This window comes from Candidatus Lokiarchaeota archaeon (genome assembly GCA_014730275.1).
Classification (GTDB): Archaea; Asgardarchaeota; Thorarchaeia; order Thorarchaeales; family Thorarchaeaceae; genus WJIL01.
This window is the reverse complement of the sequence record WJIL01000095.1, coordinates 39,498-52,635: the sequence shown is the minus strand read 5'-3', so window position 1 is coordinate 52,635 and position 13,138 is coordinate 39,498. Positions and strand designations below refer to the sequence as shown.

Annotated in this window: 10 protein-coding genes; 5 read left to right on the top strand and 5 right to left on the bottom strand. The window is 44.8% G+C overall.

What is annotated here, in order from left to right; all coding sequences use genetic code 11:
- Together GF309_10645 and GF309_10640 are read right to left on the bottom strand one after the other, a co-directional pair.
- Positions 1-2,763: hypothetical protein (locus tag GF309_10645; GenBank protein MBD3159236.1), on the bottom strand; the 2,763-nt coding region annotated here is incomplete at its 3' end.
- Between the two features lie 293 nt (positions 2,764-3,056).
- The gene (locus tag GF309_10640; protein MBD3159235.1) at positions 3,057-4,982 is read right to left on the bottom strand and encodes a hypothetical protein; all 1,926 of its coding nucleotides are present in this window, start codon (positions 4,980-4,982) and stop codon (positions 3,057-3,059) included.
- 529 nt (positions 4,983-5,511) lie between these two features.
- Between GF309_10640 and GF309_10635 the strand changes: the two genes are divergently transcribed.
- The 3 genes from GF309_10635 to GF309_10625 are packed head-to-tail and all read left to right on the top strand — an operon-like array spanning position 5,512 to position 8,076.
- Positions 5,512-6,264: a hypothetical protein gene (locus GF309_10635; protein MBD3159234.1), complete on the top strand. Its 753-nt coding sequence runs from the start codon at positions 5,512-5,514 to the stop codon at positions 6,262-6,264.
- Positions 6,265-6,321: 57 nt separating this feature from the next.
- Positions 6,322-6,876, top strand: coding sequence for a GHKL domain-containing protein (locus tag GF309_10630; GenBank protein MBD3159233.1), 555 nt, complete (start codon positions 6,322-6,324; stop codon positions 6,874-6,876).
- A gap of 45 nt (positions 6,877-6,921) precedes the next feature.
- Entirely contained in the window at positions 6,922-8,076 is a 1,155-nt protein-coding gene (locus GF309_10625; GenBank protein MBD3159232.1) for an ATP-binding cassette domain-containing protein, read from the top strand.
- Positions 8,077-8,101: 25 nt separating this feature from the next.
- On the opposite strand, the gene GF309_10620 is transcribed toward GF309_10625, so the two are convergent.
- On the bottom strand, positions 8,102-9,292 hold the full coding sequence (locus tag GF309_10620) for a DUF362 domain-containing protein (protein MBD3159231.1): 1,191 nt from the start codon (positions 9,290-9,292) through the stop codon (positions 8,102-8,104).
- A gap of 97 nt (positions 9,293-9,389) precedes the next feature.
- Here GF309_10620 and GF309_10615 point away from each other — a divergent pair, with 97 nt between their 5' ends.
- Both GF309_10615 and GF309_10610 read left to right on the top strand, forming a co-directional pair.
- The gene (locus GF309_10615) at positions 9,390-10,502 is read left to right on the top strand and encodes an ATP-binding cassette domain-containing protein (GenBank protein ID MBD3159230.1); all 1,113 of its coding nucleotides are present in this window, start codon (positions 9,390-9,392) and stop codon (positions 10,500-10,502) included.
- Between the two features lie 467 nt (positions 10,503-10,969).
- Complete coding sequence (locus GF309_10610; GenBank protein MBD3159229.1) at positions 10,970-11,719, top strand: hypothetical protein; 750 nt, start codon at positions 10,970-10,972, stop codon at positions 11,717-11,719.
- Positions 11,720-11,785: 66 nt separating this feature from the next.
- Here GF309_10610 and GF309_10605 read toward each other — a convergent pair whose 3' ends face one another.
- Both GF309_10605 and GF309_10600 read right to left on the bottom strand, forming a co-directional pair.
- The gene (locus GF309_10605; GenBank protein ID MBD3159228.1) at positions 11,786-12,817 is read right to left on the bottom strand and encodes an ornithine carbamoyltransferase; all 1,032 of its coding nucleotides are present in this window, start codon (positions 12,815-12,817) and stop codon (positions 11,786-11,788) included.
- Between the two features lie 63 nt (positions 12,818-12,880).
- On the bottom strand, positions 12,881-13,027 hold the full coding sequence (locus GF309_10600) for a hypothetical protein (protein MBD3159227.1): 147 nt from the start codon (positions 13,025-13,027) through the stop codon (positions 12,881-12,883).
- Between the last annotated feature and the right edge of the window lie 111 nt (positions 13,028-13,138).

The following is a 13,138-nucleotide window of genomic DNA, read 5'->3' as shown; positions in this document are numbered from 1 at the left end:
ATAATACACAACGTAGGCTTCAATTTCACCAGTATATGGAGTTGGCTCTATTGGATTATCTAAGTATAGGGAGGTCAGATGCGTCCTTAATTCTACTGTGATTGTAAATGTGTGATTCTGAGTAGCGTACCTTTCGACATTGAAAACTACGTCGTAAGAGTCCAAAACGTCAGAGTCTTCAGAGAATAGTGTTACCTCATACTTGCAAGGTGAAGTCTCGACCACGGTGTAGTTCTCTTCGCCAGCTGAATGAATCTCGGACCAATTACAACTGATTGCATCAGCAGCACCTGTGATAGGCTGGTCATGATCAGTATCTCGATATGTTATAGTTAAGGAACTCTGATATCCAACAGGAAGAGAAACTTGGCTAGTAGAAGGAATTGCTGAAGTGAATAACTCTCTCACTTGGACCGAAAGGCTAATCGTTCGGCTCTCACAGTAGTCTTGAGAAGCAGTGATTTCCAGTCGATAGGTATCTAGAGGGCTATCATCAGTTTCTAGGTTGATAGTGTAATATCCAGCTTCAGCTTCTTCTTCTACTGACCATCCGTCATGGGACCAATTTGCTATTATCGTTGCTCCAGATATGGGATTGGATTCTTCATCTTCATAATAGAGATTTATCTGACCAACGTACCCTCTGGGGATATCAATCCCAGGTGCATCAGAAGAAAGGAGCTCAGTATCGAAAATTGCGTTGACTGTAAAGACTGTTGAAATAGTATCATAGAAATCATCAGACCATTCTAGACTGACTGGATATGCACCTCTACTCGTCACTTGGCTCGTATTCAAAGTGACCGAATACTCACCGGTTCCCATATCATTCAGCGATCCAGAACCAGCAGCCCAAGAGTAGGTCATTTCACCGCCGGGAAGAAGGTCCCCATTATCCGCATCTTGTATTCTGAATTGAAGTAGAACAGGGTCCCCGTAAGATACATTCTTAGTCCAAGTATCGTCTGAACCAACTGGATACTTCACGCTGATATCTGTTGAATGCTTGATTGAGAATTCCCTTCTGTAGAAGCCCACATTTCTAATAACATCACCTGGGACAGAATCAACCACCGTGGCTTGTACTTCCCAACTCCCAACGGAGGCATTATACGGGTCAAAATTCACATAGTCAGATATTGCGTAACCGTTGCTATCTACTGTAGCTTGCAGACTCGTCCATATGCTGCCGTTAGGCGCATAGATGCTGTAGTTGACTATGTTATTCTCATAGGAGGCAGGTACTGTGGCCCTAAATCTAGTATCATTATTTGCTCGGAATACCTCGGTTCTAGACCACTGGGAAAGCGCTTGATTCCACACTTCGAGATTCTGAATCATATTAGGAGATGAACCCTTTAGTAACCAGAATCCATTCTGGTAGTCTACGGTGACTTCGTAGGCGGATACATTCACCAAACCGTCGCCGGGGTCTCCGTAATGCCAGCCGAGGGAGAGATTTGTTGTTCGGTCTGTTGGTTGTGCCACGTAGTTGATATCTCTGTTTTGTGGGAGAGAGATGTTGAAGAAGTAATTTGACGCATAGCCTCCGGGTACAGCCGCATAGAAATTGGTCTGCCAGTTAACATCACTCGCATTTTCAACCGAATAGCTGTCTCCCACTAAGAAATTCTCAGCGTCATATATGGTTGACACATTGTATCTGCGGGCATAAGCTGTAACCGCTGCATCAATTTGAACATTGATATCAAAATTCGGATCGGGAGGATTAGGAGATGGCGTCCAAGAAAAGTTCGCATAGGCAGCACCCTGGTTCCACGGCGTTACGGGGGAATATGATGCTGTTCCCAGTCCGTAAACAGGATCACCACCATCCAGGACATTCGATACAGTTTCTCCATTCATTTTCAGGTTAATGTCACCAGGAATAGCCTTAGATTTTATGTAGATAACTATGTTATCGAGCCGTCCTTGCGGGATGATGTCATTGTAGCTGCTGGAGCTTCTATACCACTCCAATTGAGTTACTCTAAGCCCCGCCCAGATACTGAGATTTGGAAGGTTCAGTGATGATGCATCGGTGGCAATCATATCTGTAGGGAACCATACATTGTCATCATCGATTGCATCAAACTGCTTAGACCACAAATAGGAACCACCATTATCAGGGTCACCTATGGATACAAATAACTCAAAGAAACCTGTCATATATCCACTCCAACCTACACAATCAGCATAGTAATCGAGGGAAATTCCGGCCCAGGTTATTTCACCTCGATTTATTGAGATGTTCTGAGTAGTATATGCCTTGTCACCGGGGTCATACCAATCTCCCCATTGGTCACCTGTATCATAGCGATATCCTTCGATTTGGAAGAAGCTACACCCGCCACCATATTCGTCCCCATCTGAATCCCATTCAGAAATGAATTCATTGTCCTCAGTACTATTTGGATAGGTCTTTGGTTCATTATGATATGTGTAGTTCCATGTCGAGGAATCATCGAATCCAGAATTCTCCACCCATGTACGATTTTCCGTGATATCCGTAATATCAGCATCCACTCGATACGACTCCCATTCCTCTCCAAGGGGAACACTCAGATTGGATGTGGTAGTATCGCCACTGTCAGAATCATAATCCATGGTTTCGTCGTTGAAAGTATCAGTTCGGTTGCCATATTCAGAACCGTTCAAAGCAGTACCGGATCCAGTCACCTGCGTTGGAACGGAAGATACCTCATATTTTCGCAGAACTTCATCCGGTCCAACATGCACCGAGTCCCCATTCTCTAATTCCACCGTAGATCCACCGGGAATGTCCGCATTAATACCGATCGATGCTGGAGTCGATAAGAAGAATCCTATGAACAATGGAAGAATTACAGCTAGGGAACAGATACATTTCTTGGATAGCAAACAATACCTCTCCGTTCTATTATATTCCTGGCTGTATTTGGAGACCTCTGGTATGGTCTACAATACACTGCCTTCGAGTTAGAGAAGTGAGCGGTCCGTTATTTAACACCTATTGTTCACTTTCCGTTCGATTTATCGAAACCATCCTCTCCAGCGGTGGGAGTGAAACCACAACATCACTGCACTCTGCGTCGATATATGAAAGCGGCAATAGCCACGACTGCAAAAGTGCCAATCGGAATATATGGGTGCCTAGACAGGAATTCCAGCATTGCAAATCCTTCGGGCACATATTGGATTTCTTGAGTCTGAGCAGTATTCAGTCCCAAATCTGTTGCTTCAAGATAGATAACCAGTTTGTCGCTGAAAGCCAACGGTGGAATCTCTGCTTCCCACCTATTGTCAATTTCCACGCACTCATATTCGTATTCAGTCTCGCCATCAGCAATAATATGCGCAATCACTTGTTCTACTCCGGAAAGATCATCGTGAACGACAGCCCAAACTTCCCTTCCTCCTTCCGGCTCCTCAAGAGTATCGATTCCCCAGTCCACAAACTCAGGAGCTTCTGTGTCAAAGATAGAATACATCAATCGAGTAGTCCAAGCATCTGCATTCTCAAGGGTCGTAAAACAGGCCGACCAGTTCATCGAGTTGTACAATTCTCGAGCCTCTTCGAAACAACCAAGTGTTTTCTCTTTGGCTTCAATAGTCTCGGGTCGGGGATTGTCGGGGATTAAATCGCTGATGTTTACAAAGCGATTCCAGTGCTCCCATTCCATTTGATCTAAGTATGTGCTCTGTACCCAATTCTGATCGAATACTGAAGTTCCGTTATGCATACCGAAATACCCCATCGGACTATAGGAGAAATCGCCAGCATAATGGTCATGACTCCACGTATGACCGAAACCAACAGCATGCATGGTTTCGTGCAACTGAACTCCGGACACCCCCTCGCGCGGTGTAACTCCATTAGGGCGATAATATCTCTCCCAAGATTTCCATATAGCGGTTTGTCCACCTCCGCCAAGACCGGTGTACTCTCGTCCGTACGCATGCATTACCATTTTTTTCTTGATGAAAACCACACCGAATACGTTGATTTGCTCGGAAAAAACGTCCACGTATTTGTACCTGTGATTCTGATAGATATCGTAGAACATTGCAGACCCGTCTACGATAGTTTCCCCGTCAACGACTTCAGCATGGTTCCAGAAGGTCTCATTCCACTCTGGATAGTCATTGATATCAAGGTAACTGACGTTAGTCTCCCACTCAACGAATGGGAGAAACTCTTCAAGGTGTGATTTCTGCATCTCTGCGTTCGTTACCCATTCAACGCTATCAACGGGAACGCCATTATCAGTGTCAAGTGAAAAAACGATAGCTTCCAGGGTTCCCTTGTAAGCGTATTTTGCTGGACTGTGTTGCAATGGAAAATGTAGGTAGGCGACTACATCATGCATGTAGCTACCAAGGTATTCTGATAAATCATCGATTCCAGATTGTGTAGCAACATCAACTTCCGAAACTTTATCCTCCAAGTCCTTCGTGCAGTATTCTGGGGCATCGTTGTATGGTTCTGTACCCCACCATATCCTAGCCCATCGCAGGTACCACTGATTGGCAGAAGGATCTAGCACGTACAAATCGCTTCGCCCTCCAAAGCCTGCGTACTGAAAAGCTACAGGCGGATTCAGTTCATTATCCCATTCCAGTCTGAACCAGTCCATGTGTTCACCAGTATCGGGGTCGACATCCTGGTAATCATACCAATGCTCAACGCTATGATCCTCTGCATCGAGAGCCGAGAAATTGAGAAGATAGAAATTGTAGCCTAGTTCAGGCTGTTCTACCAGAGGGTGTTCCAAGAGCCAATCCTCAACCGCGTATGCATCAATGGATTTGCCAGCACGGGGGTAGAAGATTCGCTGCGGCTCCTCAGGATGTTGCTTCTGGTATTCTAGCTTTGTTTCGTTGATGGTTGTTCCTGTATCAGAACCGTTTATCGAATTGTTATCAACTACGGAGAGGAGCTGATTGGAATAGTCCTCACTAGCATATACAAACGAATATTCAATAGTATAGTTGATAGTCAACTCGTCCACCATGTGTATCCTTTCACTAGGCAGATTCTGTAAAATTAGGTCTATATTCAGGATATCTGATTCGTAATTGACGAGTATGATATTCATTCTCCAATGTCGATGAATCGTTTCCTCCTGAGCTACGAAATGTGGGCAGGAAGCATGGGTAGCGTGACTATGATTGGGCGTTATTTGGAAGAAAATTGTTGTTATGAGTAAGAGGAGGGCAAGCCTACGATGCATAAACAGTCGTATGCTCTCTGAGGATATTAATCCCATGTTTACTCAAATAGAACCGATTCATAGCAGAGTTGGGGGAAAGGTCATCAGGATAAACCCTCTTAAAGAAAAGAGTAGAATGGCCTAACGAACAAAAAGAAAATTTGCAGGCGAGTCAACCAAAACATGTCTGTTGAGCACCAGAGATTTCAAAATCCGAATGGATAATGGTTGTACTTTTTGTACCATCACTTATCTCAAGTGTCGTTCATTTACAGGTTGGAGATTCGAATCGCAATCTCAAGCCTTCAATGTTCAATTCATGGCTGACTTTGCTTGTGGGTATCTAGTCAGTGCACGTGCGCTTATGGCTGCATTTGGACTGATGTTGTATTCCCAGAAGAGGAGATTCCGAGACTATATCGTGTCCCTCACCAGCATTGACATTATCATTATATCATTGCTTTTCTCTCTGACATATCCAACGACATCATTTTCAATGTATTTCCCAGTCTCAATCGCAAACAGTCACTGGCTGGCGTATATCATGATTTTTGCACCTGTGACTGCCCATTTTGTCCAAGTTTTCACCAACAAAGAAAGCCTAATTAGAAATCAGGAAAGCGTCATTTTGCTCTTGACGCTCGGATCAGTTCCATTTGCTGGATTACTAATCGCTTTTCTACTCTTCGATTTGCCATTGTTAGCCAATGATTCTGGAGTAACAGCTCTAGATGTAGTTGCGACAGGAATAGATATGATATTGGCGATCGCGGTGCTCCTGAAACACCTGCTCAAGATAGCATATGACCAAACCCCGATGAATCTCGCTATTGGTATGACCTTCTCCCTTGTACTACTGGCCATCATTAGTACAGGTTCAAGCAGAGGGCTGACAAAATTCAAGCATCTGGTAGCACTTGCTCTCGGAACTGAAGCCTTGACATTCATGCTAATAGGAATGGTCTCAACCTACAGTCGTAATCAACACCTTGTACTGCAGAAGAAAGTCGAAAGACAAACAAGAGAGATTGCAGCAGCCAGGGATGAGAGTGATTTCTATCTCTACCTCTGAAGTCATGAAGGGGGGAATCTTCTTCAAGCCCTGTTTTTCTACCTCGATATTTTTGAAATGAAAGAAGACTCAGAATCGGAAATTCTTCCAAGCATACATTCGGCATCCGAGTTGGCTGCAAGAATCGCAGATATCCTTAATCGGGTCAAAGAATTGGCTGAATTGCGAGATGAACAAGAGAAACAGTTCAAGCCCATAAACCTGAAGAATGCAAGAGAGCGTTCTGTTTCGCTAGTAGAAGACATGTTAGCAGATGCTGAATTTGTGGTTGACTATACCCAGGTGGATTACATTACCATTCGAGCAGATGAGCTTGTTGAACAGGTATTCGTAAGCCTCATAGAGAATAGCGTAGAACACTGTTCCTCTACTAAGCCGATAGTAGAAATCGCTTCGAAGGAAGCCAATTCGATTGTTCTCCTCTACTTTAGAGATAACTGTCCGAGGCTACCAAAGAAAGTAAAACTCACACTTTTTGACGAATTTGCACCCAGCAAAAAAGGCCTTGGTTTGGGGCTCTTTGTGGTGAAGAAATTGATGATCCGCTACAAAGGTGACTTAAACTACTCTGAGCTTGAAAACAGACAGAAGGAGTTTGTGTTAACCTTCTAGAAGCCTCAAGCTGACAAAGGATAATGCGTTAGCACTACAGCTTTTATGGATTCAACACAATCTTTTACTGCCATGCCAGATGAAGATGATAATTACATTCTCGAAGTAGAGAATCTGAAAGCGTACTATACTTCGAAACGGGGGCTAGTCAAAGCTGTAAACGATGTATCCTTTGGAATCAAACCAGGTGAAGCGGTTGGACTGTTTGGTGAATCAGCCGCAGGAAAAACCTCTGTTGCTCTTGCAATTCTTGGTATTTTTGATCGATTTTCCAGATACTATGCATCTACATCCGGCCACGAAGAGAACAAGAAGCTATGGAAGATAAGAGATGAAGCAAGAAAGAAAGGTATCACTTCGGAAGAGGTAGGGCGGGACCTCCCAGGAGTAGAAGGCCACATTTGGTTCAAGGGAGAAGACCTTGTGGGGCTAAATGACAAGGATTACAGAGAGGTTCGAGGGGATGATATCACCTACGTTCCTCAGGGCACAAGAAAGTCAATGAATCCGTACACACAAATTGAGCTCCAAACTGCAGAAGCGCTCTGGACTCATGATGAAGATGAAGTCCTGTTCGAATGGGAAGTAGCAAAGCGAGTACTTGAGGTTCTAGATCTCGTGGAGTTGGCTGATCCTGATGTACGGAAGAACCTCAAGCCAAGCGAGTTTTCTGTTGGAGAGGATCAACGTATTCTCATAGCGATGGCACTTGTGACTAAGCCCTCGTTACTGATTGCGGACGAACCAACAACTGCAGTAGACGTTGGCATTCAGAATCGGATTCTTGAAGCTCTCAGACTAGCAAGAAAGGAACTCGACCTTTCTATGCTGCTCATCAGTAATGATCAAGGAGTGATTGCTGATACCAGTGATAGGGTAGCTGTGATGTCAGCTGGAAGGATCATGGAATTTGGAAACGCGAAAAGAGTTCTAAAAACACCGGGACATCCTTTCACTCGCGCATTCATCATGAGCAATCCGCCACTCAAAATGATGCGACGAATCAGAGAGAGGGGAATGCGTATCCGGGGTATCCCTGGCGAACCCCCGGATATGACAAATCTCCCATCAGGTTGCCCTTTTCATCCTCGTTGTCAGTATGCGAAGAGCATATGCAAGGAGCAAGTTCCAGAATACCGAGAAGTGGAGCCGGAATACTGGATTTTCTGCCACAGATATGAGAATCTACCGAAGTTCTAAGGAAGCCAAGACGCAGCTCATGCGTTCAATCATCAGATTCCTCTTTCTCTAGTGTCTCCAGCTCGTAGTCTCTTGAGCCAAGCTCAATTTTCTCTGCATGAGAAAGCTGGATTTCTGCAAGCCGCAAAAGCTCTCCCGTATCATCTTCTCTGCACTCATGCACGTGTGCAAACTTGGGTTCGCCACACTCTAAATCAGCTGCTTCTGATTCTGGATTCGGCTCCGCGTCATTGATTGCATCAAGACTGGCTTGATCGATGGCTACAGGGTCTCGAGAGGCGAATATGCCAATGTCATGAACCAGAAGTGGCGCACCTACATTCCAGCAATCACACTTATCGGATATATCGATTGCGAGATTGATATAGTAGAACTTGTCGCGCCCAACTGAATCAATAACGCCCATTGCATTCTCAACGAATCTTGGAGATTGTTCAGGATTTGGTCGCCAAGTTACGTTGATAGCCTTAGCTTCAACCACATTAGAACATACAGATCGGCAGTGGACACACCAGATACACTGAGCAGAGTCTATGACTGCCGTTTCATCTTCCATTGATATACATCGGACTGGACAGACCTCTATACACTCCCCGCATTCAGGACCAAGGCATTTCTCAGGGTCTATAGATACGTCACCCATGTTATGCATCATAGCCTTTCCTCGCTTGCCAACCAGCCCAATTCCAAGGTTTTTCAGGGTGCCGCCAATGCCACTCAGCCCATGACCTTTAGCGTGGGTGAGAACAATCACGACATCAGTATCGAATAGTGCTGCTGCAACATCCACGTCTTCGACGAACTCGCCATCTATATCAACCATGCGAATATCTGTTCCCCAGTATCCATCAGCCATAATCATGGGTGCCCCAACTGTAGCAGGGCTATAGCCGTTTTTCATAGCCATACCGAGATACTCGACAGCTGTCGTTCTGCCACCATAAATGCCCGAAGTTCCATATCCGAGACCACAGGTTTCTGCCACAAACGGGATTCCCCCACTTTCCCGAACCAAATCAACTACTTTCCGGACATATGCAGGTCGGATGTAATTGGTATTGCCATATTGTCCGAAGTGTGTCTTCACCATGACTTTGCTTCCTTCTTCAATGGCATCTCCAAGCCCCAAAGAACGATATATGTGCTCAAGTTTGTCTAACATGTTGTAATCAGAAGTCGCTTTTCGATCTGTGAAGAAAACTTTGGATTTTGACATTCACCGTTTCACCTTGTTCAGATTCAGTCCTGTCGATAACTGATTAACTCATCGGTACCAAGAAGAAACTGGCAATACCCAGTTCAATAGCGTTTTAATGGCAGTAGTGTTGGTTTTGGTGTCTATGGTGGGCAATGTGTCCGAAGAAGATGCACTTTTGCGGGTTGAAAATCTAAGAGCATACTATCCTTCCAAAGAAGGTCTCATCCGCGCAGTCGATGATGTATCTTTCGAAGTGAATGAAGGTGAATGCTTGGGTCTCCTGGGCGAAAGTGGTTGTGGGAAGTCATCACTTGCTCTGGCTATACTAGGTCTTTTTGAGAAGATAGCAAGATTCGAAGCAGGTGCATCCAGCACGCCCGGTTTACGGGAAAGATTTGATGACAAAGGAAATGAGAGAGCGGGCGTTCATGGAAAAGTAGTCTTCAGAGGCAAAGAGCTGACTGCTCTCCCTGAAGAAGAATTGGTCGAGATTCGCGGTGGGGAGATTTCACTTATACCTCAAGGACTTGGGCATGCTCTCAATCCACAGTATAGTGTTGGTATGCAAACAGGTGAACCGGTTGAAATTCACAAGGAAGATGTAAGACTCCTTGAACTGAAAAGGAAAGTTCTTGAATATCTTGATCTTGTGCAGTTAGCTGATTCAGGAACACGCTTTGTACTGGACCCGGGTAGTTTTAGCGGCGGAGAATCCCAAAGAATACTCATTGCCATGTCAATAATCTCTGGGCCATATCTGGTAATTGCAGACGAGCCAACTTCAGCACTTGATGTAACTATTCAGAGACAGATACTCAATGTGCTTGAGATGATTCGTGACGAATTCGATGTTTCAACGCTGCTAATTAGTCACGATGCCGGTGTCATAGCTGATTTGGCAAATCGAGTGGCTGTCATGTATGCTGGAAAAATCATGGAGCTTGGAGAGGCGGTACAGATGTTCCATGAGCCTGACCATCCATACACGAGAGGGTTGATGGCATCCTACCCAAGAATAGCTATGATGCAAATGAAAAAGGGCAAAGAAAGGCCGCGTCTACGGGGAATACAAGGCAACCCTCCAGATCCAGCAAACATTCCCTCTGGGTGCCCGTTCCATCCTCGTTGTGAATTCGCTATTGATGAATGTAGCACCACGGTACCTGACTATCGAGAAGTTGAACCTGGTCATTTCATCCGGTGTTTACGCTGGGAAGACTTGAGTTGATAAGGTGTGGGCGCCGACCAAGCGCCCACGTTAGCACAATGAAGAGAGCCAATTATCCAACGGTTGGAGAATTGAAAACATCCACCTCTAGAAATGTATAGAGACGATTGAACTTATACACTCTTGATAATCCAGCACTCCTTTGCGCCAAACAATCTTTTCCTCCCGGCGGTTCAGTCATTTAGGTGATTTTGAGTATATACATCTTACTGGGATATCATCTAATCACCCCTGAATCGCGCGAAATAACCAACTATGAATGCTCGAATTCGAGCAGATATGAGATGTTGCGCGGAAGAGAGCATTTTCTAATTGGAGCTCTGATACCAAATATTTAATATCGTTAAGAATGAGCTATATATGTGTAGTATCTGGACAGAAAGAAAAACGATTGATTCCAGTAGTTTATCTAATTACGGCGTATAGAAAACAACTTATGATTCACAAGAAAATATCGGAGGTATTTCATGCTAGACAAGTATAGCAAACTCATCGATTTTGAAGTATTTGCCCAAGACGAGAAGATGGGTGAGATTCATGACATATACTTCCAGGACAACAATTGGAAGGTGAAATATGCTGTTGTGGAGTCTGGTGATTGGTTGCTAGGAGAGCGCTTCATTGTGGCCACAGAAGCTCTTCACAAGCCCAATTGGGAGGAGAAGCAAATCACTACAGATATCTCAAAGGAGGACATAAAGAGCCGACCCGAGATTGATTTTGCTAAGCCTGTGTCTCGAGAGAAACTCAGCGAATTGCATCAGCATTACCAATGGTCACAGTTCATGCCATCGGGGGCACAAATCTACGGACCATATCCAATTGTATCACCGACTGCAGATATTGCGCAGCGAAAGGAACTGCGTGAAGAAACTGAAGAGGGTGAAGCCAATCTGCGAAGTGCTGAAGAAGTCACTGGATACGAAGTCGAATGCGAAGATGATTGCATCGGTTCGGTGAAGGATTTCTTCGTAGACGAAAAAGACTGGGTTATTAGGTATCTCCTTGTAGACATTGGAAGGTGGATAACTGGAAAAGAAGTCATCGTATCGCCGGACTGGGTCTCAGAAATCGAGTGGCTTGAAGGTGAAATTGAAGTGGATCTGACGAAGAAGCAAATTGAGAACAGCCCAGAATACAACCCCGCAGAACCAGTTACAAGAGAATATGAAACAGATCTCTACGATTTCTATCATCAGCCAGGTTATTGGCTGTAAATCCAGCTTCGGATCGCTTCATGCATGAGGAAAGGAAGAGGGAAATACCCTCTTTGTCCCCAAGCTTTATTCTTTCAGTGCCATTGTCAGGGCCATTAGTGCCTTCTGAACATGAAGGCGGTTTTCTGCAACATCGTAGACAATGGACTTAGGACCATCAACGACTTCGTCTGTAACTTCTGCATTTCTGTCAACTGGACCGCAATGGGTGAAGAATGCGTCATTGGTTAGTTCCATCTTCTCGCTATCGCAGATCCATTCATCAAACTGAGCTGCTTGTTCTATTTCCAGCTCCTTGGCTTTTTCCACACCATGCTTGTTCACACGATCATAGAATTTTGGAGACATCCAATTGCGCGAGTAGACAAAATCTGCATCCTTGTATGCCTCTTCAAGTTCATCAGTAACTACAAAATTCGAATCTGCTTCTTCTGCATTCTCTTCGCACCATTTCATGACCTCAGGATCAAGATCATATCCTTCTGGACGAGCCAACGTGACATCCAGGCCAAGTCGGCTATTAATTAGGATGCTTTCCTGAACCGAGCACCATGACCTGACCAGGGCACCCTTCCCCCAGACCTGTAGTATCTTCTTTCCTTTGAGATCCTCGCCTGCATGCTCCCTCATACCCATGACATCAGCTAGTCCTTGGCAGGGGTGGAATCTATCGTGTGCCATGCTTATGATTGGCACATCGGCATATTTCGCATATTCCTCCAGCAATTCATGGCCCTGGCTATATTCTGAGATTGCTGTTTCAAGAATACGAACACCAATTGCTGCTGCATACCGGCTCATCACAGTAGCTGCATCTTGAACCGTTTCACCTGCTGATTTCTCAGTCTTCAGACGCATTGTCTTTGGTGTCAGGAACTGGGCATGTCCCCCTAGTTCGGTTGCCGCACACTCGAATGACTGCCGTGTACGGACGCTCGGATTATAGAACATCATGAAAAACGTGCGTCTATCCAAACAATTTTTCAGCCTGTGGTCAAAACGCTTGGCTTTCATCTCCTTGGCCAAATCCAAGGTCTTCTCTATCTCATCAATACTCCAGTCCTGCGTGCAGAGCAGGTCGCGACCGTAAAGACTCATACTGAAATTGTGAACTAATCCGCCCTTAAATCTTCATGTCGTGAAAAACCAAGCAAAAAATTCTCAATTCATAGTGGGTTTCGTTCTCTCCTTGCGAGATAGCCAAAACTCAGTAATGCTCTGCTTCAAATTAATCTCCGTTTCCTCTGATGCATTCGTCTCTTCAGTAGAATCGGTTTCGACCTTCTTTGTTGCTTTCCATTGCATCATTGGTGACACATCGACTTGGATTTTCATGATACAATAGCAAAGAAATAATGTAAACCTCACATTCTACGCATACTAGTCTCAGAATCTAATCGTGCTCCTGCATATAGGTGC

Coding starts and splice junctions, on each gene's coding strand:
- GF309_10625 (MBD3159232.1), top strand. CDS start 6,922: ATGGATTCAACACAATCTTTTACTGCCATGCCAGATGAAGATGATAAT.
- GF309_10620 (MBD3159231.1), bottom strand. CDS start 9,292: ATGTCAAAATCCAAAGTTTTCTTCACAGATCGAAAAGCGACTTCTGAT.
- GF309_10600 (MBD3159227.1), bottom strand. CDS start 13,027: ATGATGCAATGGAAAGCAACAAAGAAGGTCGAAACCGATTCTACTGAA.
- GF309_10630 (MBD3159233.1), top strand. CDS start 6,322: ATGAAAGAAGACTCAGAATCGGAAATTCTTCCAAGCATACATTCGGCA.
- GF309_10615 (MBD3159230.1), top strand. CDS start 9,390: ATGGCAGTAGTGTTGGTTTTGGTGTCTATGGTGGGCAATGTGTCCGAA.
- GF309_10605 (MBD3159228.1), bottom strand. CDS start 12,817: ATGAGTCTTTACGGTCGCGACCTGCTCTGCACGCAGGACTGGAGTATT.
- GF309_10635 (MBD3159234.1), top strand. CDS start 5,512: ATGGCTGACTTTGCTTGTGGGTATCTAGTCAGTGCACGTGCGCTTATG.
- GF309_10610 (MBD3159229.1), top strand. CDS start 10,970: ATGCTAGACAAGTATAGCAAACTCATCGATTTTGAAGTATTTGCCCAA.